The organism is Agrobacterium sp. DKPNP3 (assembly GCF_052686535.1).
This window is the reverse complement of the sequence record NZ_JBQYSN010000042.1, coordinates 1-23,690: the sequence shown is the minus strand read 5'-3', so window position 1 is coordinate 23,690 and position 23,690 is coordinate 1. Positions and strand designations below refer to the sequence as shown.

General features: G+C 59.7%; 22 protein-coding genes and 1 tRNA gene. 8 read left to right on the top strand and 15 right to left on the bottom strand.

Translation table 11 applies throughout. The features are described from left to right. The first annotated feature begins 57 nt into the window (after positions 1-57). Positions 58-134 (top strand) — tRNA-Met (locus ACUTJJ_RS13315). Between the two features lie 703 nt (positions 135-837). Here the strand turns inward: ACUTJJ_RS13315 and panB are convergent. From panB to ACUTJJ_RS13275, 8 genes are all read right to left on the bottom strand, one after another. Then, complete coding sequence (gene panB / locus ACUTJJ_RS13310; RefSeq protein WP_445542471.1) at positions 838-1,677, bottom strand: 3-methyl-2-oxobutanoate hydroxymethyltransferase; 840 nt, start codon at positions 1,675-1,677, stop codon at positions 838-840. Continuing rightward, positions 1,674-2,552 carry a pantoate--beta-alanine ligase gene (gene panC, locus ACUTJJ_RS13305; RefSeq protein ID WP_445542470.1) on the bottom strand — a complete coding sequence of 293 codons (879 nt, stop codon included), beginning with the start codon at positions 2,550-2,552 and terminating at the stop codon, positions 1,674-1,676. Before panC ends, panB begins: the two co-directional genes overlap by 4 nt. A gap of 146 nt (positions 2,553-2,698) precedes the next feature. After that, complete coding sequence (locus tag ACUTJJ_RS13300) at positions 2,699-3,469, bottom strand: enoyl-CoA hydratase-related protein (RefSeq protein ID WP_445542469.1); 771 nt, start codon at positions 3,467-3,469, stop codon at positions 2,699-2,701. Then, on the bottom strand, positions 3,459-4,385 hold the full coding sequence (locus ACUTJJ_RS13295; RefSeq protein WP_445542468.1) for a hydroxymethylglutaryl-CoA lyase: 927 nt from the start codon (positions 4,383-4,385) through the stop codon (positions 3,459-3,461). The genes ACUTJJ_RS13300 and ACUTJJ_RS13295 overlap by 11 nt, the downstream gene beginning before the upstream one ends. Before the next feature lies 1 nt (position 4,386). Further along, the gene (locus tag ACUTJJ_RS13290; RefSeq protein WP_445542467.1) at positions 4,387-6,378 is read right to left on the bottom strand and encodes an acetyl-CoA carboxylase biotin carboxylase subunit; all 1,992 of its coding nucleotides are present in this window, start codon (positions 6,376-6,378) and stop codon (positions 4,387-4,389) included. Positions 6,379-6,385: 7 nt separating this feature from the next. Further along, a complete protein-coding gene (locus ACUTJJ_RS13285; RefSeq protein ID WP_445542466.1) occupies positions 6,386-7,987 on the bottom strand; it encodes a carboxyl transferase domain-containing protein in 1,602 nt (533 codons plus the stop codon). A 9-nt stretch (positions 7,988-7,996) separates the two neighbouring features. Beyond that, positions 7,997-9,169 (bottom strand): isovaleryl-CoA dehydrogenase, encoded by a 1,173-nt coding sequence (locus tag ACUTJJ_RS13280; RefSeq protein WP_445542465.1) that lies wholly within the window; start codon positions 9,167-9,169, stop codon positions 7,997-7,999. A gap of 78 nt (positions 9,170-9,247) precedes the next feature. Next, positions 9,248-9,721, bottom strand: a complete 474-nt coding sequence (locus tag ACUTJJ_RS13275; RefSeq protein ID WP_445542464.1) for an Lrp/AsnC family transcriptional regulator — start codon at positions 9,719-9,721, stop codon at positions 9,248-9,250. A 302-nt stretch (positions 9,722-10,023) separates the two neighbouring features. Between ACUTJJ_RS13275 and ACUTJJ_RS13270 the strand changes: the two genes are divergently transcribed. From ACUTJJ_RS13270 to gpmI, 5 genes are all read left to right on the top strand, one after another. Beyond that, positions 10,024-11,151: an acyl-CoA dehydrogenase family protein gene (locus tag ACUTJJ_RS13270; protein ID WP_445542463.1), complete on the top strand. Its 1,128-nt coding sequence runs from the start codon at positions 10,024-10,026 to the stop codon at positions 11,149-11,151. A 44-nt stretch (positions 11,152-11,195) separates the two neighbouring features. After that, positions 11,196-12,434: a 3-methyl-2-oxobutanoate dehydrogenase (2-methylpropanoyl-transferring) subunit alpha gene (locus ACUTJJ_RS13265; RefSeq protein WP_404494768.1), complete on the top strand. Its 1,239-nt coding sequence runs from the start codon at positions 11,196-11,198 to the stop codon at positions 12,432-12,434. 3 nt (positions 12,435-12,437) lie between these two features. After that, positions 12,438-13,451: an alpha-ketoacid dehydrogenase subunit beta gene (locus ACUTJJ_RS13260; RefSeq protein WP_445542462.1), complete on the top strand. Its 1,014-nt coding sequence runs from the start codon at positions 12,438-12,440 to the stop codon at positions 13,449-13,451. A gap of 2 nt (positions 13,452-13,453) precedes the next feature. Then, the gene (locus tag ACUTJJ_RS13255) at positions 13,454-14,749 is read left to right on the top strand and encodes a dihydrolipoamide acetyltransferase family protein (protein WP_445542461.1); all 1,296 of its coding nucleotides are present in this window, start codon (positions 13,454-13,456) and stop codon (positions 14,747-14,749) included. Positions 14,750-14,992: 243 nt separating this feature from the next. Continuing rightward, positions 14,993-16,510, top strand: a complete 1,518-nt coding sequence (gpmI, locus tag ACUTJJ_RS13250) for a 2,3-bisphosphoglycerate-independent phosphoglycerate mutase (RefSeq protein WP_445542460.1) — start codon at positions 14,993-14,995, stop codon at positions 16,508-16,510. A 73-nt stretch (positions 16,511-16,583) separates the two neighbouring features. On the opposite strand, the gene ACUTJJ_RS13245 is transcribed toward gpmI, so the two are convergent. From ACUTJJ_RS13245 to ACUTJJ_RS13215, 7 genes are all read right to left on the bottom strand, one after another. Beyond that, positions 16,584-17,021: a DUF6691 family protein gene (locus tag ACUTJJ_RS13245; RefSeq protein ID WP_445542459.1), complete on the bottom strand. Its 438-nt coding sequence runs from the start codon at positions 17,019-17,021 to the stop codon at positions 16,584-16,586. Then, on the bottom strand, positions 17,018-17,425 hold the full coding sequence (locus ACUTJJ_RS13240) for a YeeE/YedE family protein (protein WP_445542458.1): 408 nt from the start codon (positions 17,423-17,425) through the stop codon (positions 17,018-17,020). The genes ACUTJJ_RS13245 and ACUTJJ_RS13240 overlap by 4 nt, the downstream gene beginning before the upstream one ends. Further along, positions 17,422-17,778, bottom strand: coding sequence for a sulfite-sensing transcriptional repressor BigR (bigR, locus tag ACUTJJ_RS13235; RefSeq protein ID WP_445542457.1), 357 nt, complete (start codon positions 17,776-17,778; stop codon positions 17,422-17,424). The genes ACUTJJ_RS13240 and bigR overlap by 4 nt, the downstream gene beginning before the upstream one ends. Next, entirely contained in the window at positions 17,772-19,067 is a 1,296-nt protein-coding gene (gene blh / locus ACUTJJ_RS13230; RefSeq protein ID WP_445542456.1) for a bifunctional sulfur transferase/dioxygenase Blh, read from the bottom strand. Before blh ends, bigR begins: the two co-directional genes overlap by 7 nt. A 165-nt stretch (positions 19,068-19,232) precedes the next feature. Further along, on the bottom strand, positions 19,233-19,718 hold the full coding sequence (locus tag ACUTJJ_RS13225) for a hypothetical protein (protein WP_445542455.1): 486 nt from the start codon (positions 19,716-19,718) through the stop codon (positions 19,233-19,235). 12 nt (positions 19,719-19,730) lie between these two features. Further along, on the bottom strand, positions 19,731-20,522 hold the full coding sequence (locus tag ACUTJJ_RS13220) for an SDR family NAD(P)-dependent oxidoreductase (RefSeq protein WP_209091173.1): 792 nt from the start codon (positions 20,520-20,522) through the stop codon (positions 19,731-19,733). A 25-nt stretch (positions 20,523-20,547) separates the two neighbouring features. Beyond that, on the bottom strand, positions 20,548-21,375 hold the full coding sequence (locus tag ACUTJJ_RS13215; RefSeq protein WP_445542454.1) for an alpha/beta fold hydrolase: 828 nt from the start codon (positions 21,373-21,375) through the stop codon (positions 20,548-20,550). Between the two features lie 129 nt (positions 21,376-21,504). Here ACUTJJ_RS13215 and ACUTJJ_RS13210 point away from each other — a divergent pair, with 129 nt between their 5' ends. Both ACUTJJ_RS13210 and ACUTJJ_RS13205 read left to right on the top strand, forming a co-directional pair. Continuing rightward, positions 21,505-22,491 (top strand): GlxA family transcriptional regulator, encoded by a 987-nt coding sequence (locus tag ACUTJJ_RS13210; protein WP_445542453.1) that lies wholly within the window; start codon positions 21,505-21,507, stop codon positions 22,489-22,491. 499 nt (positions 22,492-22,990) lie between these two features. Then, a partial coding sequence (locus ACUTJJ_RS13205; protein ID WP_445542452.1) for an LLM class flavin-dependent oxidoreductase occupies positions 22,991-23,690 on the top strand: 700 nt, incomplete at its 3' end.

Genomic DNA, 23,690 nt, shown 5'->3' with positions numbered 1-23,690 from the left:
TATAAGCCGCTCATCCTGATGGAGCGGCCAGTCAAATGACTGTCACGTTTCCCCTGTGGCGGGGTAGCTCAGGTGGTTAGAGCAGCGGAATCATAATCCGCGTGTCGGGGGTTCAAGTCCCTCTCCCGCTACCATTTTTATAATTTCGACTTTCTGTTTTGATCATTGTATCCCGCTGTGCCAGATAGCGCGATTTCGAATTTTGACACGAGAAATCGGGATTTTGATATCTCCGGAGTACTTGTCAAAAGCGCTGAAAATCCCCTTTCATTGCTGTGCCCAATACCTGTATGTTGCAAATTTAACCCGATCAATTGAGTGCATTAGGGCGCTAATTCCGCGTTTCGCAAAATCATGAAGTGATCATTTTGGCAGGCAATGACTTTCCAAGATCAGCGGTAGATACAAGCCTAAAACACTGGAAACGAAGATGCCTTTAGATTGTTGGCCGCGTTTCCGTAGTCGACCTTTCGTCATGCATTATATTGTGCGGGTTAAAAGCCTTGAAGGCAGGACCTCTTTACTACTACATAACGCGAAGTCTGAGTTCCTTAGCTCGATTAGCGGATATAGCAGATCGCGGATCGTGTTCCACGGAGGCGGAAGAGAGATGATTTGCCCTTTGTGGAGGGTAGGCTTCGAACTCTCATCAATGTGGAATGGTCGAAGCGGTAAGGGTGCGGCACAGACCTCTTGCGTCACATCTGCATTTCAAAGATGCAAAAAATCTTCGATGCAAAGTCAATTTATTCGCTGTCGGAGCAGACGTCTGTTACCGCAGACCAGCTGCTTGGCATCCTTCCTGACGGCTTGGAACATGATCCCGATTCTCCCGGGCTATTGCTTCGACGAAGGCCTTGGACGCACCTGAAATGTATGCTCGGGCCCGGGAAACGCGCCGGAACGAACCTCATCGGCGTAAGTTGCCGCTGCTTCTGAGACGGTTGATCCGAGGTTTGCATACCGTTTTACAAATTTCGGTTTGAAGTCGGAAAACAGGCCGAGCATGTCGTCCGAGACCAGAACCTGACCGTCGCATGCGGGGGAGGCGCCGATGCCGATTGTCGGCGCGGCGAGTTTTTCGGTCAGTTCGCGCGCCAGAGGTTCGACCGTGCCTTCGATCACGATGGCGAAGGCGCCTGCCTGGTCGATGGCAATGGCATCGCGCCAGATTTTCTGGGTTTCGGCATCCGAGTGTCCGAGCGAACGGAAACCGCCTGCGGTGTGGACCTGTTGCGGCATCAGCCCGACATGGCCAAACACTGGGATGCCACGCGCCACCAGAAAGGCGACGGTTTCGGCCATTTCCTCGCCGCCCTCCAGTTTCACGCCGTCGCAACCGGTTTCCTGCATCAGCCGCACGGCGTTGCGGAAAGCCTGTTCCTTGGATTCCTGATAGGTGCCGAAGGGAAGATCAACGATGACGCAGGCATTTTCGACGCCGCGCATGACGGCGTGTCCGTGGGCGATCATCATGTCCATCGTAACGCCGACAGTCGTATCCATACCGTAAAGCACCATGCCGAGGGAATCGCCCACCAGCAGCAGATCACAGTGCGGGTCGAGCAGACGCGCAATCGGGGTCGTGTAGGCGGTCAGGCACACGATCCGTGCTTCACCTTTCATCTGCCGAATGGAAGCCGTCGTCAGCCGCTTGTGTTTCGCATGGGCGCTCATGGTGCTGCCTCCGGTTGATCGGCCCGGACGCGCCCGAGGACGCGATTGTCGAGAAGCCGCGTGCTGCCGACACGCACGAAAAGCGCAACCAGAACAGGCCCGGCCTGAACGGAGGTCACGGGTGCAAGCGTATCTGGAGCGCGCACCGCAACGACCTCTGCCTGCGCAAGCGGCTCGATAGCAATGAATTTTTCTATGGCCGCTTCGAATGCGGCTGGGTCGTCCAAACCTTCGTCATAAAGCCGTTCCGCTTCGGCGAGCGCGCGTGGCACGATGACGGCGGCGGCCCGCTCCGTGGGGCTGAGATAGACATTGCGTGAGGAACAGGCGAGCCCGTCAGCCTCCCGCACGGTGGCAACGGGCACGACCCTCACCGGCTGGGCGAGGTCTTCGACCATGCGGCGGATCAATGCCACCTGCTGATAGTCCTTCTCACCGAAATAGGCGGCATCCGGCTGAACGAGATTGAAAAGCTTGGTCACAACAGTCGCAACGCCCGCGAAATGGCCGGGGCGTACAGCACCTTCCAACTGACTGCCAAGTTCCGGGACGTCAACAACTGTGGCCATGGGGCGTGGATACATTTCGCTCACATCCGGGGCAAAGAGAATATCGACGCCAGCCCGTTCCAGTAGCTCCCGGTCTCGCTCGAGATTTCTTGGGTAGCGTGCCAGGTCCTCATTCGCGCCGAATTGCAGTGGATTAACGAAAATCGAGGTGACGGTGGCGTCGTTTTCCGCCTTCGCTTTGGCCACGAGGGCGAGATGGCCGATATGGAGAAAGCCCATGGTCGGCACGAAGCCAATGGTTTTGCCCGCGCGGCGTAAGGCAGCGGTGGCATCCCGCAATTCGGCGACGGTTGTTACAAGCTGCATTGGTCTCCTCCGGCTCCCCAGACCACCGTCCGGTGAAAGGTGCTGGATAGAACGCGATTTGCTGAACCGGGTCAACGCGCGGTCTGGGATTATATCAATTACACCGACGAAGCGTTGGAAAAATCCCGCAGGCGTTCAGCTGGCCCTCACGTCACCCAGAACGGCTTTCGTTTCTCGGCAAAGGCCGCGCGCCCCTCTTCAGCCTCGTTGCTTTTGCTTATCGTTGCGATGATGCCTTCTGCGAAAGCCAGACGCTCGCCGGGGAGCATGGTGCGCATCTCAAGCAATGCGGCTTTTCCGGCGGATATGGCGCCTGGCGCATTCTGGCGCAGCCGCGCAAGAACGTCATCGATGAGGCTGTCGAGCTCGGCGAATGGCACGGTACGGTTGATGATGCCAATCCGTTCGGCTTCCACAGCGTTGACTGGCGTAGCGAGATAGGCCATCTCCTGAAGGTGGGCCGGCGGAATCTTCGTCAGAAGCTTCGCCGCCACCATCGCCGGGAAAAGGCCGACGCGAACTTCCGGCAGACCGAATTCCGCGCTATCAGCGGCATAAGCCAGATCGCAGGCGGCGACGAGCCCCAGTCCACCGGCCAGTACCCGGCCATTGATACGGGCAATGACGATCTTGTCGCACACTTCTATAGCGCGGATCACCTCGGCGATCGGGTTGGCGCCATCCCGCGACAGAAACATGCCACCCGCGCTTTCCTTGAGATCGGCGCCGGAGCAAAAGCTGCGGTCTCCAGCACCCGTTATGACCACGGCGCGCAGGCTGCTATCGCTTGACGCCGCACGGATGGCGACACAAAGCCCCTCGGTCATGGCCGCATTGAGTGCATTGTGCACTTCCGGCCGATTGAGCGTCAGCCACAGCACATCCTTGCGCCTTTCGCTCAGCAGTTCAGCCACCATGCGCGTCACCCTTTCTCTCCGATGCAAGCAGCGCCTTGCCGGCGCGCGCGGCATTTTGCCTTCCGAGGCTACGGCTGATCCAGTCCCCCGTTTTCGCAACCGTCATCAGATCGATGCCGGTTTCGACGCCAAGTCCCTGAAGCAGGTAAACAACATCTTCCGTCGCGACGTTGCCGGTGGCACCTGGCGCGAAAGGGCAGCCGCCCAGTCCCGCAACGGAGCTGTCAAACACGTTTATGCCCTGTTCCAGCGAGGTCAGGACGTTGGCGATACCCTGCCCGTAGGTATCGTGGAAATGCATGGCGATTTTTTCGCGTGGAATGCGTGTTGATACGCGTTCGATGATGCCGCGAACCTGCGCCGCTGTCCCGATACCGATCGTATCGCCGAGCGAGACTTCGTAACAACCGAGCTCTATAAGAGATTCCGCCATAGCTGCCACCTCATCCGGCGCCACCGTGCCGTCGTATGGGCAGCCGGCTATGCAGGAAACGTAGCCACGCATGGTAATATCGAGGCGTTGCGCGGCCGCAGCGACATCCTTTAAACGCGCCAGACTCTCCGCGCGCGAGCAGCCGATATTGTGCTGGCTGAACCCTTCGGATGCAGAGACGAAAACGGCGATCTCTTTTGCACCGGCTTCAGCGGCGGCCTCAAAGCCTTTCATATTCGGCACGAGCGCCGGATAGGAGGTGCCAGGAAGCCGTTTAAGGCTTTGAAACACCTCTTTCGAGTCGGCCATCTGCGGCACTTTTTTTGCCGATACGAAGGCGCCGGCCTCCACCGCTTTCATTCCCGCGTCGGCCAACCGCTCGATCAGCTCGATCTTGACAGCGGTCGGAACCTCGGCGCTTTCGTTCTGTAATCCATCGCGCGCACCGACTTCGACGATCTTTACTCCTCGCGGCCAGCTCATCTCACGTCTCCTCCGGCTCGAAATCGACCAGAACCGCGCCTGCCGTCACCATATCGCCCACAGTACAATTGATCGCCGCCACAGTCCCCCTGGCCGGTGCGCGGATGGTGTGCTCCATCTTCATGGCCTCCATCACGACGAGGGCCTCGCCGGCTTCCACCACGGTGCCGTCCTCGCTCAGAATGGCGCGGATAACGCCGGGCATGGGGGCTTCCAGACCTCCCATATGAGTGCTGGCCTCTTCCATATCGACGGGATCAGGCTGAGCGATACGATAATGCTCACCATCGAGAACAAGTACGAAACTGCCGCCCCCCTCAAAGAAATGTCCCTGTTTTTTCCGTCCGTCCAAGCTCGCCTGAAGTCTGCCTTCGTCTGAAAGGCTGCCGCGGGCGTCGATGGTCCGTCCGTCGATGGCAAATGAAAAGCCGCCTTTCTCATCGATCGCAATAACTTTTATGGGCTTGTTATCGAACGAGAAAGAGAGCGTTTCTCGCCCTGGTGCATTAAGGCGAAATGCCGATGTGGCTTTCCACGGACTATGGGGATCTGACTCTGAGGAGGATTTCCCCTGTTTGTGCCGTGAAAGCAGCAGGCCAAGCGCGGCCATTGCAATCTCATTGTCGCCGGTCGCTGGCGGAGCAAAAAGAGCCGCCTCGTTGCGGGCGATGAAGCCCGTATCGAGATCGGCACAGGCGAAAGCCTCCAGTCCTGCAAGACGCGTGAGGAATGCGGCATTGCTGTTCACACCCGAAATCGCCAGCTTTTCAAGTGCAAGTCGGAGACGCCGCACCGCGGATGGGCGGTCTTCGTCCCAGACGATGAGCTTGGCAATCATCGGGTCGTAATGCACGGTAATGGCGTCACCGGCGCGGATACCGCTATCTACCCTCACATGAGGCCCTTGATCGGGGAAAACGAGATGGCTGACGGTGCCAATGGACGGCAGGAAATCATGGGAGGGGTCCTCGGCATAAATCCGTGCCTCGATGGCATGGCCATTTATGCCGAGATTGGCCCAGCTTTCCGGCAAGGCCTCCCCATTCGCCACTCTTATCTGCCACTCCACCAGATCGAGCCCGGTAATGTATTCCGTCACCGGATGTTCGACCTGAAGCCTCGTATTCATCTCCATGAAGTAGAACTCGCCGGAGGGATCGAGCAGGAATTCGATCGTTCCCGCGCCCCGATAATCAATTGCGCGGGCAGCGGCTACAGCAGCGTCGTACATGCGTTGACGCAGCCTGTCGGACAATCCGGGGGCAGGGGCTTCTTCTATCACCTTTTGGTGCCGGCGCTGGATAGAGCAATCGCGTTCGAAGAGAGAAACGCAATTACCATGTGCATCGGCAAAGACCTGGACTTCCACATGGCGCGGTCGTTCAAGGTATTTCTCGATCAGCATTCGGTCATCGCCAAAGGCAGCCAGCGCCTCGCGCTTTGCGCCAGAAAGTTCTGCCGTAAAGTCGCGCTCGTTCCGGACAACCCGCATGCCCTTGCCGCCGCCGCCGGCGGAAGCCTTAAGCAATACCGGATAGCCAATCGTCTGCGCCTCGCTTTGCAGCTGGTGCACGGATTGGTCTGTGCCGTGATAGCCTGGAACGACGGGGACACCCGCCTCTGCCATGAGCGCCTTGGCCTCACTTTTACCGCCCATCGCGCGGATCGCCTGCGGCGAAGGACCGATGAAAATGAGCCCGGCGGCGTCACAGGCTTCCGCGAAATTGGCATTCTCGGAAAGAAAGCCGTAACCCGGGTGGACCGCCTCTGCGCCGCTTGCCTTTGCTGCGGCGATTATTTTTTCGCCGTCGAGATAGGAGGCCCGTGCAGGAGCAGCGCCGATGGCGATAGCCTCATCGGCCAACGCCACATGCATGGCGTCGCGATCGGCATCGGAATAAACGGCGACGGTACGAATGCCCATTCGGGCGGCGGTGCGAATGATGCGGCAGGCGATCTCGCCCCTATTGGCGATGAGTACTTTCGAAAACATCGTCGCCTCACATCCTGAATATGCCGAAACGGGTGGGTTCAATCGGTGCATTGAGCGCGGCGGACAGACCGAGGCCGAGGACGAGGCGGGTATCCTTTGGGTCGATGATACCGTCGTCCCAAAGCCGCGCACTGGCATAGTAGGGGTGGCCCTCCCGCTCGTATTTTTCGCGGATCGGCTGCTTGAACGCCTCTTCACCTTCCTTCGACCAGTGGCGGCCATCGGCCTCGATGCCGTCGCGGCGGATTTGCGCCAAGACGGACGCTGCCTGCTCGCCGCCCATCACGGAAATCCGGGCATTCGGCCACATCCACAGGAAGCGTGGCGAATAGGCGCGGCCGCACATGCCGTAATTGCCGGCACCGAAGGAGCCGCCGATGATAACGGTAAATTTCGGCACTCTGGCGGAAGCAACAGCGGTGACGAGCTTGGCGCCATCCTTGGCGATGCCGCCTGCCTCGTAGGCCTTGCCCACCATAAAGCCGGTGATGTTCTGCAGGAAGACAAGTGGAATGCCGCGTTGGCAGCAGAGCTCGATGAAATGCGCACCCTTCAGTGCGGACTCTGAGAACAGGATGCCGTTATTGGCGATAATGCCGACGGGATAGCCATGGATATGAGCAAAACCGCAGACCAGCGTCGTGCCGTAGAGCGCCTTGAACTCGTCAAATTCCGATCCGTCAACGAGACGGGCAATGATCTCCCGCACTTCGAAGGGCTTGCGCGTATCGGCTGGCACGATGCCGTAAAGCTCGTCTGCCGGATAAAGCGGCTCCACCGGTTCGCGGACATCGAGCTCCACCTGCTTGCGACGGTTGAGGGTCGAGACGATGCGCCGGGTCAGCGCCAGCGCATGGCGGTCGTCGCGGGCATAATGATCGGTCACGCCGGATTGACGGGAATGCACGTCCGCGCCGCCCAGCTCTTCCGCACTCACCACCTCGCCGGTCGCTGCCTTGACCAGCGGCGGCCCGCCGAGAAAGATCGTACCCTGGTTTTTGACGATGACGGACTGGTCGCTCATGGCAGGCACGTAGGCGCCGCCTGCCGTGCAACTGCCCATCACCACCGCGATCTGGGCGATGCCAGCGGCTGACATATTGGCCTGATTATAAAAGATGCGCCCGAAATGATCGCGGTCGGGAAAGACTTCGTCCTGATTGGGTAGGTTTGCGCCGCCGGAATCCACGAGGTAAATGCAGGGAAGGCAGTTTTCGGCCGCGATCTCCTGCGCGCGCAGGTGTTTTTTCACCGTCAGCGGATAATAGGTGCCGCCTTTTACCGTCGCATCATTGGCGACGATGACGCATTCGCGTCCCGAGACCCGCCCTATACCGGTAACGATGCCGGCGGCGGGAACGGGTTCGTCATAGACCTCGTGAGCGGCAAATTGCGAGAACTCGAGGAATGGGCTGCCGGGATCGAGCAGCGCATCGATGCGGTCACGCGCCAATAATTTGCCGCGAGAAAGGTGCCGCTCACGGGCCTTCTCACCACCGCCCTTTGAAATTTTCTCGACCATTCGGCGCAAGTCATCTACCAGGCCCGACATGAAATCGACATTGGCAGCGAAGGCAGGGTCGCGGTTGAGAGTGGATTTAAGCTTCATCGCGTCTTCTCACCCGTTTCCCTTGACTAGCTCGCGGCCGATCAGCATCCGGCGGATTTCGCTGGTGCCTGCGCCAATTTCATAAAGCTTGGCATCACGCAGCAGCCGTCCTGCCGGGCTTTCATTGACATAACCAGAGCCGCCGAGAAGCTGGATCGCATCCAGCGCCACCTGTGTCGCCCGCTCGGCGGCGAAGAGGATCGCGCCGGCCGCATCTTGCCTCGTGATGCGGCCATTGTCGCAGGCCCGGGCAACCGCATAGACATAGGCGCGCGACGCGTTCATAGCCGAGTAAATATCGGCGAGCTTGCCCTGTACCAGCTGGAACTCGCCGATCGGCTTGCCAAACTGCTTGCGCTCGCGCGCATAGGGCAGAACGAGATCAATGGCCGCCTGCATGATGCCGACTGGACCTGCTGCCAGCACGGCCCGCTCGTAATCCAGCCCGCTCATCAGCACCGTCACGCCATCATTGAGGCGTCCGAGAATGTTCTCCTCCGGCACCTCGCAATTCTCAAATACGAGTTCCGAGGTGGGGGAACCGCGCATGCCGAGCTTGTCGAGTTTCTGGGCCGGGCGAAAACCCGTGAAGCCCTTTTCAATCAGGAAGGCGGTGATGCCGCGGGGGCCGGCGGACATGTCGGTCTTGGCGTAGACCACCAGCGTATCGGCTTCGTGGCCGTTGGTGATCCACATCTTCGCGCCGTTCAGCACATAGCGGTCGCCCTTGCGTTCTGCCTTGAGCCGCATGGAGACGACATCCGAACCGGCCTCCGTCTCGCTCATCGCAAGCGAACCGACATGTTCCCCCGAGACCAGCTTCGGCAGATATTTCCTTTTCTGCTCCTGCGTGCCCCACCGATGGATCTGGTTGATACAGAGATTGGAATGAGCACCATAGGAGAGGCCGATGGAAGCGGAAGCCCGGCTTATTTCCTCCATCGCCACGCAATGGGCGAGATAGCCCATGTCGGCGCCGCCGAATTCTTCCGAAACGGTGATGCCGTGCAGGCCAAGTTCGCCCATTTGTGGCCAGAGTTGACGCGGGAAGCTGTCGTCCCTGTCGATCTCCGCCGCCAGCGGGACAATTTTATCATCTGCGAATGCACTTGCGCTATCGCGCAATGCTGCGATTTCCGGGCCGAGATCGGCATCGAAAATGGCGGCGAGGTTCAAACTCATCGCGTCTCCTCCTCCGGACAGTATTGACCGTCCCTTCTGTCAGCTACCGGCACCTCCTCCGCGCCGGCAGCCCTGCGATTATGGCGTGTCACCCCCGGTGAAAGCGGCGGAACGGCGCACGAATGTCTTGATGGCAAAGTTGGACTGGATGCGCGACACGCCCGGAACCGTGGTCAGGAAATCCAGAAGCTGCTGGTAATGGGGCAAATCCCGCACCATGGCGTGGATCAGATAATCGGAACTGCCGCTCGTCTGATAGCCACCCACGACTTCCGGAATGCAAGCGACATGGTGCTCGAAGGTCGTCAACGCTTCCTTGATCTGGCGTTCGAGCGTGACGGAGATGAAGACACCCATGTTGCCGAGCAGCCGGTTCTCGTCAAACACGGCGGTATAGCCGCGAATGATCCCTTCCTCTTCCAGCTTGCGCACGCGCCGAAGCGTCGGCGTGAAGGAAAGGCCGATCCGAGCCGCAAGATCCCGCCAGCTGACCCGCCCGTCATCGCCGAGGACATGCAGAATCTTCTGGTCGAAACTGTCGAGCTCAATCATGGATCATTTGCTCTATGATATGTCTATTTGTTGGATCAAAGATATCGCCAATCAAAAAACTGTCAATCAAAATAGCTTTGAAATGAATTCGAGATAGTGATAGCGTTCATATCAGTCGCGGTCTGGAGGAGATTTGCGGCGGGCCGGTTCCTCACGTCAGGGCTGGCCAAGGGAGGTGAATTTGGCTGTGCATGACCCTGTCGTGATCGACGGGGCCGCCCGTGCTTTCATGGGCAGCCCTCGCGACCAATTCCAGCTGGCGACGCGCCTGATGCGCTTCTGCTTTTTGGCGGGAGGCGGCGATGATGCTCGCTGAATCCCAGCAGCAGATCAGGGACATGGCCCGCGACTTCGCGCGGGAAAAGCTTGCGCCTGGCGCCGCGTCCCGTGACCGGGAAAGCCGTTTCCCCAAGGAAGAATTGAAAGCGATGGGCGAGCTCGGCTTCCTCGGCATGCTGGTGTCCGAAGCGTATGGCGGGGCGGAAACCGGTGCTGTCGCTTACGCGCTGGCGCTGGAAGAAATCGCTGCGGGGGACGGTGCCTGTTCCACCATCATGAGCGTCCACAATTCCGTGGGATGCGTGCCGATCCTCAAATTCGGAACCGAGGAGCAGAAGCAGCGTTTCTTGCCGAAGCTTGCATCCGGCGAATGGATCGGCGGCTTTGCGCTGACCGAACCGCAGGCTGGCTCCGATGCCTCAAATCTCAAGACCAAAGCGCGGCGCGATGGCGATCGTTATATTCTCGATGGGGCGAAGCAATTCATCACATCCGGAAAAAACGGCGATGTGATCATTGTTTTTGCGGTTACGGATGCAGCCGCGGGCAAGAAGGGTATCACCGCCTTTATCGTGCCGACGGACACGCCGGGTTACGAGGTGATCCGGGTGGAGGAAAAGCTCGGGCTTCACTCGTCCGATACCTGCCAGATCGCCTTTACCGACATGGCCATACCGGCCGATTTGCGGCTCGGTGAAGAAGGGCAGGGCTACCGCATCGCGCTTGCCAATCTGGAAGGTGGCCGTATCGGCATCGCCGCACAGGCCGTCGGCATGGCGCAGGCGGCGTTTGAGGCGGCGCGGGATTATGCCCGCGAGCGCAGAGCCTTCGGACAGGCGATCATCGAACATCAGGCGGTGGCGTTCCGCCTTGCGGACATGGCGACGCGCATTGAGGCCGCTAGACAGCTGGTGCTGCACGCGGCGGCGTTGAAGGAGGCGGGCGAGCCCTGTCTTTCGCAGGCATCGATGGCCAAGCTCTTCGCGTCGGAGATGGCCGAGCGTGTCTGCTCCGACGCCATCCAGATTCACGGCGGTTACGGCTACATGGCGGATTATCCGGTGGAGCGGATCTATCGCGATGTGCGCATCTGCCAGATTTACGAGGGGACGAGCGATGTCCAACGCATGGTGATCGCGCGGAACCTTTGAGCGTTGTTTCGTGGTCTGGAGGAGACTGCGACGGGAGGAGTAGAATGGACATATCAGAAACGCCACGTCTCAGCCTGCATGTTCCCGAACCTGCGGTGCGGCCAGGCGACCAGCCGGATTTCTCCAATGTAAAGATACCGAGAGCCGGCTCCGTGCCGCGCCCGGAGGTGGATGCAGCGCCTGAGAGCATGCGCGATCTGGCCTATTCCATCATCCGCGTCCTCAATCACCAGGGCGAGGCCGTCGGACCTTGGGCGGGCCTGCTTTCGGACGACGACCTGCTGGTCGGCCTGAAAAACATGATGCGGCTCAGGGCTTTTGATGCGCGCATGCTGATGGCGCAGCGGCAGGGCAAGACTTCGTTTTACATGCAGCATCTGGGCGAAGAAGCAGTCAGCTGCGCCTTCCGCAAGGCTCTTTCGAAGGGCGACATGAACTTCCCGACCTATCGGCAGGCGGGGCTGCTGATCGCTGACGACTATCCGCTCGTCACCATGATGAACCAGATCTATTCCAACGAACTCGACCCGCTGCACGGGCGGCAACTACCGGTGCTTTATTCCTCGAAAGAACATGGTTTCTTCACCGTGTCCGGCAATCTCGCCACGCAATATGTGCAGGCGGTCGGCTGGGCGATGGCGTCGGCCATCAAGGGCGACACCAAGATCGCGGCCGCCTGGATCGGTGACGGCTCGACGGCGGAGTCGGATTTCCATTCCGCGCTGGTCTTCGCCTCTACTTACAAGGCCCCGGTCATCCTCAATATCGTCAACAATCAATGGGCCATTTCCACCTTTCAGGGCATCGCACGCGGCGGTTCGGGCACCTTTGCAGCGCGCGGGCTGGGCTTCGGCATTCCTGCACTCCGGGTGGATGGCAACGACTATCTTGCCGTTTATGCCGTGGCGCGCTGGGCCGCGGAGCGGGCGCGGCGCAATCTCGGCCCAACGCTGATCGAATATGTGACCTATCGCGTCGGCGCGCATTCCACCTCTGACGATCCGAGCGCTTACCGCCCCAAGACCGAGTCCGAGGCATGGCCTTTAGGCGACCCGGTTCTGAGATTGAAGAAACATCTCATCCTGCGGGGCGTCTGGTCGGAGGAACGGCACCGGCAGGCGGAGGCAGAAATCGCTGATGAAGTGCTTGAAGCGCAACGCGAGGCGGAAAGCCACGGCACGCTGCATGAAGGCAAGAAACCGCCGAAAAAGGATATTTTCGAGGGCGTTTACGAGGAGATGCCGCCGCATCTCGTCCGCCAGCGCCAGAAGGCAGGATGGTAAGACATGGCAAGAATGACGATGATTGAAGCCGTCCGCAGCGCCATGGATGTGTCCATGGAACGCAGCGACGATATCGTGGTTTTTGGTGAGGATGTGGGGTATTTCGGCGGCGTTTTCCGCGCCACGCAGGGGCTGCAGCAGAAATACGGTAAAACCCGCTGTTTCGATGCGCCGATCAGTGAGTCGGGCATCGTTGGCACCGCCATCGGTATGGCCGCTTATGGATTGCGGCCCTGTGTCGAAATCCAGTTTGCCGATTACATGTATCCCGCTTATGACCAGATCACCCAGGAAGCAGCGCGTATCCGTTATCGCTCAAACGGCGATTTTACCTGCCCGATCGTTCTTCGTATGCCGACCGGCGGCGGCATTTTCGGCGGGCAGACGCATAGCCAGAGTCCGGAGGCGCTTTTCACCCATGTCTGCGGGCTGAAAGTCGTCGTCCCCTCCAATCCCTTCGACGCCAAGGGGCTGCTGATCGCCTCCATCGAAGACCCGGACCCGGTGATGTTTCTCGAGCCAAAGCGGCTTTACAACGGTCCCTTCGATGGCCATCACGACCGGCCGGTAACGCCATGGTCCAAACACGAAATGGGGGAGGTGCCGGAAGGTCATTATACGGTCCCGATCGGAAAGGCGGAAATCCGCCGCCCCGGAAACGCCGTCACCGTCATCGCTTATGGCACCATGGTGCATGTGGCACTGGCGGCGGCGGAAGAGACCGGGGTCGATGCCGAGATTATCGACCTTCGCAGCCTGTTGCCGCTCGATCTCGACACCATTGTGAAGTCTGTCTCCAAGACCGGCCGTTGTGTGATGGTGCATGAGGCGACGCTGACTTCCGGCTTCGGCGCCGAGGTCGTGTCGCTTGTGCAGGAACATTGTTTTTACCATCTGGAGGCGCCCGTCGTGCGTGTCGCCGGCTGGGATACGCCTTATCCGCATGCCCAGGAATGGGACTATTTTCCGGGTCCGGCCCGTGTCGGGCGCGCCCTCGTCGATGTCATGGAGGCCTGATTATGGCGGAATTTACCCTCACAATGCCCGATGTGGGTGAAGGTGTTGCAGAAGCCGAACTGGTCGAGTGGAACGTCAAGCCGGGAGATATCGTCCATGAAGACATGGTGCTTGCGGCCGTCATGACGGATAAGGCAACCGTGGAAATCCCATCGCCGGTGGCGGGGGTCGTCACCTGGCTCGCCGTCACCGTCGGGAACACCGTACCGGTGAAGGCGCCGCTCCTGCGCATCGAGACGGATGCTGCAGCGGCTGCCATTGATCGCGAAGCGGACGCCATTGATCGCGAAGCCGCTGCCGAAGCGCCGGTCGTTATCGCGGAGGCGGAAGCGCCAGCCGATATGACCGAAGCTCCGCCACCCGTTGAAGCACACCATCCAGCCCGGGACATCAGCGAACCTTCACCGGAAAGCGCTGCCGAGCCGCATCATAAGCCGCTCGCAGCCCCCGCCGTGCGCCAGCGCGCCGACGATCTCGATATCGATCTCGCAAAGGTCAAGGGAACGGGACCGGATGGGCACATCACCCATAGCGATCTCGATGGATATCTGACGGCGCGTGGCCGGCCGGAACGTCCTTCAGCCACCGCGTCGCATGACAGCGCCGTCGAGGATGTGAAACTGACGGGCCTGCGCCGCAAGATTGCCGAGAAGATGGTGCTGTCGGCGTCCCGCATTCCCCACATTACCTATGTCGAAGAGATCGACGTCACGGATCTCGAGGATCTTCGCGCGACGATGAACGGCAACCGTCGTTCCGGGCAGCCGAAACTGACGATCCTGCCGTTTTTAATGCGCGCTCTGGTGAAAGCCGTTGCCGATCATCCCGGCATGAATGCCACCTTTGACGATGAGAAAGGGGTCGTCAGCCACTACGAGGCGGTTCATATTGGCATCGCCACGCAAACGCCGGCGGGCCTGACGGTTCCGGTCGTTCGCCATGCGGAAACGCTCGGCCTTTGGCACTGTGCGGAGGAAGTTGCACGCGTTGCCGAAGCCGCCCGCACCGGCACAGCGCATCGGGAAGAGTTGATGGGCTCCACGATAACCATCAGCTCGCTTGGGGCGTTAGGCGGTGTCGTTTCGACGCCCATCATCAACCATCCCGAGGTGGCAATCATTGGTGTCAACAAGATTATGACCCGGCCGGTCTGGGATGGGGCTCGCTTTGCGCCGCGCAAGATCATGAACCTGTCGTCCAGCTTCGATCATCGTGTCGTGGACGGGTGGGACGCAGCCGTCTTCATTCAGGCGATGAAGGCGTTGCTGGAGAAGCCGGCACTGATTTTCATTGAGTGACCGTCTTTACGCTCTCTCATTCCTGCGCCAGGCGTGGGGTTGAGAGAGCCGAATTGGACCGACCTTTTCGGTCGTCATGCCGCTGTTTCGCTGTCGGTATAGGCTTGCGTTCGTCATCTTCGGGTATAGAAGAGAAGAACGAGAAGCATGTTTTCTCATCATGAACATAGTGGCGGACGAGGGCGCTCCGGTGCCCTGCGGTCCGCTCTCCGCCGGCAACCGAATGAAGAAGAAGGTCCTCCCATGCGCACTCCCAAACCCGTTGTTCTGACCATTCTCGACGGCTGGGGGCTGAGCGAGGTAACGTCCGGCAATGCGCCCTTTCTGGCAAACACGCCAACCATGGACCGGCTTTTCGCCACTTGCCCGAATGCGACGCTGACAACCTTCGGTCCGAAGGTCGGCCTGCCGACGGGGCAGATGGGCAATTCGGAAGTGGGTCATACCAATATCGGCGCTGGCCGTATCGTCGCCATGGATCTCGGTCAGATCGATCTGGCGATTGAGGATGGCAGCTTTTTCCGCAACGCGGCGATGATCGATTTTGCCGCCAGGGTCAAGGCTGCTGGCGGTGTGGCGCATCTGATGTGCGTGGTTTCCGATGGCGGCGTCCATGGTCATATCCTGCACGGCCAGGCGGCGGTGAAGCTGATGGTCAGTCACGGTCTGAACGTCGTGGTGCATGCCATCACAGATGGTCGCGATGTCGCACCGCAGTCGGCAGAAGATTTCGTCGCCGCGCTTGTCGCAAGCCTGCCGCAGGGGGCAAGCATCGGCACGGTGATCGGCCGTTATTATGCGATGGATCGCGACAATCGCTGGGAGCGTGTGGAGAAAGCCTATGACGCCATGGTTCTTGGCAAGGGCGAACATGCGCGGGATGCCGTAAGCGCCGTCTCGCAGAGCTATGCGAATGGCATTACCGACGAATTTATCCTGCCGACGGTGATTGATGGCTATAAGGGCTTCAAGGCAGGCGATGGTCTGTTCTGCCTCAATTTCCGTGCCGACCGGGCGCGTGAAATCCTGCTTGCGATCGGTGCCGATGAATTCGACGGTTTTCCGCGCGAAAAGCCCGTCCTTTCTGCGCTGCTTGGCATGGTGGAATATTCCACGCGTCACAGCACGTTCATGACCACGGCTTATCCGAAGCGGGACATCGTCAATACTTTGGGTGCATGGGTGGCCAGGCAGGGCCTCACGCAGTTTCGCCTCGCCGAAACGGAGAAGTATCCGCATGTCACCTTCTTCCTGAACGGCGGCAAGGAGGAGCCGGAAATCGGTGAAGACCGCTTCATGCCGAAGTCACCCAAGGTTGCGACCTACGATCTTCAGCCAGAGATGAGTGCGGCCGAGGTAACCGAGAAATTTGTCGAGGCAATCGGCAAGGGTTATGACCTGATCGTCACCAATTATGCCAACCCTGACATGGTCGGCCACACAGGTGATCTTCAGGCCGCGATCAAGGCGTGTGAAGCCGTGGACCGCGGTCTTGGCGAAGTAGTTGCCGCGCTTGAAAAAGTGGGTGGCGCGATGCTGGTCATTGCCGATCACGGCAATTGCGAAACCATGATCGATCCGGTCACGGGCGGCCCGCACACGGCCCACACCACCAATCCTGTGCCGGTGATCCTTTTTGGAGGTCCCGATGGGGCAAGGGTGCACGACGGTATTCTCGCTGATGTCGCGCCCACCCTGCTGCAACTCATGAACCAGCCGCTGCCGCCGGAAATGACTGGCAAGAGCTTGATCGATCTTTGATCGTATTCCATCGCGCGGAGCCCTCCCAGCGCCGCGCGATGGTCCTTTCCGCGTTGGCCGCACGTGTATTGCGCTATGAGCGGGTTGCGTAGAGCCGGTCGTGGACCAGCATGCCGGCAATCATGGCAGTGACGAAAAACGCGACCGGCGTAAGCCCAAGGCCAAAAGCCGACATGGCCGGGCCGGGGCAAAAACCGGCAAGCCCCCAACCGATGCCGAACATGGCCGAACCTATCAGCAGCGGTCGGTCGATGCGGCTCTTTGCCGGCAGGCCGAAATCCTCAGCGAGGATAGGCTTGGCAAGGTGCCTGCTGATCAGCTCACCCGGCACGGCCACCATCACAGCGCCCGCGAGAACGAACATCAGGCTCGGGTCCCAGTGGCCGCTTGCTACATCGAGAAAACCCGAAACGCGGGCTGGATCGATCATGCCCGACAGCGAAAGGCCGAAGCCGAACAGCGCTCCTGCGGCCAATGCAAGGGCAACACGCGCCAAGGCGGGATTTCTCATGACAGCGCCCCCACCATTGTCGCCGCAAACATCCCCGCAATCAGGAAAGTCGCCGTTGCCGCGATAGAGCGTCGGGAAAAGCGCGCCAGCCCCATGATGCCGTGGCCCGATGTGCAGCCGGAGCCCATTCGCGTGCCAAAACCCACCAGCAGTCCGGCAATGATAACAAGCGGCAAGGGTGCAAGGATGGTGATGGCGGGCAGCCGATCAAAGGCGGCGGCATAGATATATGGTCCGGCCAGCAAGCCGGCGAGAAAGCTGAGGTCCGCGAGGCGCCGCTCCCTGCTCAGCGTCTTTCCGATCATACCGCTGATCCCGGCGATACGACCGTTAAAGAGAAAAAGCAGAACGCAGGCAAGACCGAGCAGCATGCCGCCGAGAAGAGGATGCCAGTAAGGGCTCATTGGGTTTCCTCGCCCGGCGCGCAGAAGATGGCGTACAAGGCCTCGATCAATTGCGCCGCTTTCTCCTGCGTCAGTCTGTAGAATATCTGCTTGGCGTCGCGTCGCGTCTCGACCACCCCAGCTTCGCGAAGGACGCCTAACTGCTGGGAGAGTGTCGGTTGGCGGATGTCCAGTTTGGACTCCAGCTCACCGACCGAAAACTCCCCTTGCGCCAGCGTGCAGGCGAGCATCAGCCGGGCGGGATGAGCGAGCGTTTTCAAGAGCAATGCGACTTCGCCCGCCCTTTCCTCCATCGCGGCGAGGGGAATTTCACCACTATGGTGCGGTTTGTTGGCTGTGGCTTTCTCTACCATGCGCTGCCCCCAAGCACGTCGAGCGGGAGCTTCAGATAGCGGACGCCGTTCGCCTCCGGCTCGGGCAGGCGGCCGCCGCAAATATTCACCTGGAGGGCATGGAGAATAAGTTTCGGCATCGGTAAAGTCTTGTCCCGCGCTTCCCTTAGGCGGACAAAGCCATCTTCCGTCATACCGGCAATATGCGGATTGCTGCGCTTTTGTTCGCCAACCGTGCTTTCCCATTTTGGAGAGCGGCCGCCGGGTTGATAGTCATGGCCGGTGAAAAGCCGCGTCTCATCTGGAAGCGAGAGAATATCCTGAATAGAGGCCCAGAGCTGTCTTGCGCTGCCGCCCGGAAAATCCGCACGCGCGGTGCCTGAATCGGGCATGAAGAGCGTATCGTGCACGAAAGCTGCATTGCCCACCACATAGCTGACGGAGGCAAGCGTATGGCCGGGGGAGAAGAGGACGCGCGCCTCAAGAGAGCCGATACGGAAGCTCTCGCCAGCTTCAAACAGGTGGTCCCATTGTGACCCGTCGGTTTTGAAGTCCGGCCAGTTATATTTCTCCTGCCAGAGCTTCTGCACATGTTTGACCTTTGCGCCTATCGCCGTCGGCGCGCCGGTCTTTCCCTTCAGATAATAAGCGGCAGAAAAATGATCGGCATGCGGATGGGTATCGAGAATCCATTCCACGGTGAGGTTCTCGCTTGCGACATAGGCCAGAATGGCGTCGGCATTCATGGTTCCTGTCGCGCCGGACTTCTCATCGAAGTCTAAGACTGGATCGATAATCGCACATCGCCTCGTCTTGGGGTCGGAAACGACATATTGAACGCTCGACGTGCGCGGATCGAAAAAGGCTTTGACATGCGGTGCCGCTGCCGTACGGCGATCAAGCCAGCGGATCGCCCCCGACAGGTCAAAGCCATGCGCATTGCCAAAGGCTTCGATGGCGTCTCGCTCGATGCGCCCGTCGAGTGCTTCTCCGAGCACATGGAGTGTGAGCGCACGCGTGCCGCCCTTGCAGTGGGCAAAAACCGGACCTTCCGCTCCCGCCATTTTCTTTTGAAAGGCGCGGATATCTGCTTCGGTGATGGTCGGACCCGTGACTGGGATGAAGCCGTAATCCATGCCGGCGGCCTGAGCGGCCGTTCTTTCCTGCGCGTTACCCGGTTGGGCAGTCTCTTCTCCATCCGGTCGGGCATTGATGATGGTCTTAAAGCCCTGTGCGGAGAGCGATTGGAATTCGGCGATCATTGGCTGGTCCGCCACGGTCAGGCGTTCATTGATCTTCACGGCTTTCATCTGCCTCTCCTACAGTGATACGATATATATTATCATATAATGTATATTGTAGTGTGGCAATCGGCGCTGATGTTTTTCTGAGGGCGTATTTATTGAAAAATGTACCCTGTGCCTGAAAGCAGGCACAGGGCACTGGTCTGGCAGCTCGCTGGGGACGCGTCCTACTCAAACGGCAAGCCTGCGGCGCGTTGCCCTCCAGCCAAGAAGAATGGCAGCAACCAGCAGAACCGTCTGGGCAATGAGAAACGGAGGCTCATTGCCGTTCGGCGCCAGGGCGTTCAGGCTTTCTACCTTTAAAAAGGACTGGACGATCAGCACGAACATATTGAGGTAAAGGCTCATCGTGGCGGTGATCGAGTAGATGATCCTTGCCTTGCCCCTCAGGCTGTATCCGTAGAGCGCAATCAGCGCGACAGCCATGACGATCGTCGAGACGATGCCGACCCCCAGGGCAGGTGTGAAATTGCCGATTGGAAACAGGAAGCCGGTAAGCGTCGTGGCGAACGTGGTGATGAGGAAAATTGCTGTCACTCGCGGCATCCACCGCCCCGCCGCGTAGGCTGGCAGGGCAACCAGCCCGGCGGCAATGCCGATGAAGCTTAAACCGACGTGCAATGCCGTGAATTGGGGAATGGTGAGGCCGAGGATCATGGCACGTCTCCTCTATTCGGATTTTATGGCGTGATACCGGCTGGCGGCACGTGCATGTGACAGGTTGGGCCGCAGCGCTGCACGCGCAGCGAGGAAATTGTCGAGATCGGTCGTATCCGGCAGCGATGGAATAGTCAGCGTTTCGCCGAGATCGAGACCGGCAAGGGCGGCATCCACCATCTCGTAAACATCCATGACCATGGAGGCCGGAATGGCGTCGAGCCGTTCCTCTTCCCAGATCGCGGTGCGGGTGATGCCGGGCAGGACCGCCTGCACCCGCACGCCCGAAGGTGAGAGCTGCGCCTGCATCGCCTCGGTGAAGGCCAGCACGAAGGCTTTCGTGGCAGGATAGACTGCGGTGAATGCCGCGGGCATCAGCGCCGTGACGGAGGTGATGTTGATGATCGTGCCGTTTCCGCTGTCGGCAAGGCGGGGGGCGATGGCGGCCGCAAGGCGGGTCACGGCGAGAATGTTGAGGTTGATCATCGTCGTTACATAGGCGGGGTCCAGCGCCGTAATCGCTCCGTCCCCGGCTATGCCGGCATTGTTGACGAGGCCGGTGATGTCATGATCTTCGCGCAGCCGTCTTTCGACCCTTTCTAGGTCCTCTGCGCGTGACAGATCGGCGGAAAGAACCTCGACAACAATGTGGTGATCCTTTTCCAGCTGCGCGGCCAATGCTTTCAGTTTTTCGGCGCGCCGCGCCACGAGAACGAGATCGTGGCCGCGTTTTGCCAGACGTTCGGCATAGACGGCGCCGATGCCATCGGATGCGCCGGTAATGAGAAATGTATTCTGCGACATGTCCGTGTCTCCTGTGTGCGTGGTTTCAGTCCTGGATGAAGGCAAGCAGATCGGCGTTGAACCGATCCTGGTGGGTCTGGGTGAGGCCATGATCGGCGCCCTCATAGATTTTGAGAACCGCATGTTTGACGATCTTGACGGTCGAAAGGGCGGAAGCACCGACCGGTACGATCTGGTCGTCATCGCCGTGCAGAACCAGCGTGGGTTTGTCGAAGGCCTTCAGGTCCTGATTAAAATCGCTTTCCGAAAAGGCGCGGATGCTGTCGAGTTGACCCTTCAGCCCCCCCATCATGCCCTGACGCCAGAATTCCTCGCGAATGCCTTCCGAAATCACGGCGCCCTCCCGGTTGTAGCCGTAGAAGGGGATTGTCAGGTCTTTGAAGAACTGGCTGCGATTATCGTAGGTGCCCTTGCGAATGCCGTCGAAAACATCGATCGGCAGGCCGATGGGATTGCTCTCCGTCTTTAGCATCAGTGGTGGTACGGCGCCGATGAGGGCGATCTTTGCGACGCGATCCGTACCGTGCCGGCCCACATAGCGGGTAACTTCGCCACCGCCCGTGGAATGACCGACGAGAATAATGTCGTGAAGGTCAAGCTGCTCGATCAGCTCGGACAGGTCATCGGCATATTGATCCATGTTATTGTTGTGCCAGACTTGGTCGGAACGCCCGTGGCTGCGGCGGTCGTGGGCGATGGTGCGGAACCCGTTGTTGGCGAAAAACACCATCTGCGCATCCCAGGTGTCGGCGCTGAGCGGCCAGCCATGGGAGAAGATGATGGGCTGGCCGTGCCTGGTGCCCCAGTCCTTATAGAAAATATGTGTTCCGTCTCTGGTGGTTATCGTTGTCATCGCTCTCTCTCCTGTTGCAGGGAGCTTGCTTGCGTCCCGTGGGAATAGAGATACTCTTTGGGCGGCGGGCACTGGATTGGCGCTTCTGACAGAAAGCGGGCCAAAATTGACAAAACGGGGGTAAGGGGCATGGCGGGGATCTCGGGAAGCGCGCTGGAGGTGGGGCTTGTCCTCTATCGGGACTGTCAGGTCGCCATGGTTCACGGCATCACCGATCTTTTTGCGATCGCATCGGTTTTTTCGCAGGATCGCGGCGGGCCGAGATTGCGGGTCAGCCACTGGAGCATGGATGACGACGGCGAGTTTTCACGCTGTCATGACACCCATCCGGGACAAGCGGGGCATCCCGATATCTTAGTGGTTCCCGGCAGGTTGACCGGACCTGCTGAGATTGACGAAGCCGAGCCTTACGCCCGCTGGTTGCTTGATCGCCACGCCCAGGGTGCCACGCTGGCGGCCAGTTGCGGCGGTTCGTTTCTTCTCGCTGCGACCGGGCTGCTGTCAGGCCGCCCCGCCACGACGCACTGGTTTTTTGCGGAGCTGTTTCGGGAGCGCTTTCCCGATATTCGTCTCGACATAGACAAGGTCGTCATCGAGGACGGTGATATCATCACGGCCGGCGGGCTGATGGCATGGACCGATCTGGGCCTGCGCATCGTCGACCGGCTGCTCGGCCCCTCGGTGATGATCGAGACGGGCAAGTTCCTGCTGATCGATCCTGCCGGGCGGGAACAGCGCCATTATAGCAGCTTCGCCCCGAGACTGACGCATGGCGACGAGCCGATCCTGAAGGTCCAGCACTGGTTGCAGGCCCGCGCCGGGCGCGCGACAAGCGTTAGCGACATGGCGACCCATGCCGGGCTGGAGGAGCGCACTTTCCTGCGTCGCTTCAAGGCTGCGACGGGCATGAAACCAATCGAATACGTACAGCACCTGCGGGTTGGCAAGGCGCGGGAATTGCTGGAGTTCACCCGTCGTTCCGTGGACCAGATCGCATGGTCAGTCGGATATGAGGATGCCGCCGCCTTCCGCCGCGTCTTCCACCGTGTCCTCGGCCTTTCGCCGGGAGAATATCGAAACCGCTTTTCAAGCAGTTCCGCCATGGCTGCTGCCTGAGTGTCCTCGTCCAAGGTTTTCGTTTGGGGTAGCGAAGCCTGACGCCTAAGCGGGCGCCCGCCGATAGAAGGCGAGGGAGGCTGCGAGGCATGAAGGGCGCCGCCGCAGATACGGTCGAGCCAAAGGGCCCGGATGTCCGAAGCAGCCGGACAGCCTGAGAGCCGGGCACCGTATAGGACAACCAGAAAGTCGGAAACTTTCGCGAGCATCCGATCCTCCTGTGGAGCGAGGAATAAAGGCCTTTTCAGGCGCAACGACACGGCCGGCCTGAAGAGGGTGACGTATACCGGCTGACGGCCAGTAATCGATAATTTTAGTAGACTATTAAATCGTGCAACGATCTTTCAACGGTTGCGAGGAGTATAAACAAACATGCCGCGCCAGTAGGGGCGCCGTGATGCAAGCTTGGTGACTAATCGGCGTATTCGAGGTTGTCCCGCCACAGGGAGCCGCCTCTGTGTCGCCCAGAAGATTTACACTCGTAACCGGATGCAGCGCCATGCCACTTTCCCATATTTCACACTTCGCCTTTCTCGTGCCCGGCAATTATCTGGACGACGATCCGGGGCGGGGGATCGAGGAAACACTGGGGCTTTTCGAGGTTGGCGAGGCGCTCGGATTTCATAGCGCCTGGGTTCGGCAGCGTCACTTGGAGCGAGGCGTATCCTCGGCGGCCACCTTTCTTGCCGCCGCGTCGCAGCGTACGAAACGGATTGGATTAGGCACCGCCGTCATTCAGCTGGGTTATGAGAACCCGTTTCGACTGGCCGAAGATCTGGCCACAGTTGATGTTCTCTCGCGTGGTCGGCTGAATGTTGGGGTGTCGGTTGGTCCGCCGCCTTTCGCACATCTCATCTCGGACTATGTAGACCACGCTCCCGAGGCGGATTACAGCCACGCCCGCGCCGAAAAGTTTGCCGCGGCGCTCAGGTCGCAACCCTTGTCCAGCGATACGGAGGCGGGTAATGCGGCCGGTGCGCAGCTCCCGCGTCTGCGGCCCTTTGCCATGGGGCTAACAGACCGGCTGTGGTATGGCGGCGGATCCCAGAATTCCGCCCGCTGGGCCGGCAAGGCTGGGTTTAATCTCCTGACTGGAAATATCATTAGTGGTGAAGATACCGACGATTTTCTGACGGCCCAGGCCGCTCTCCTTTCCCGCTTCAGGCGAGAATGGGCCCATGAGCGCCCGCCGCGTGTCG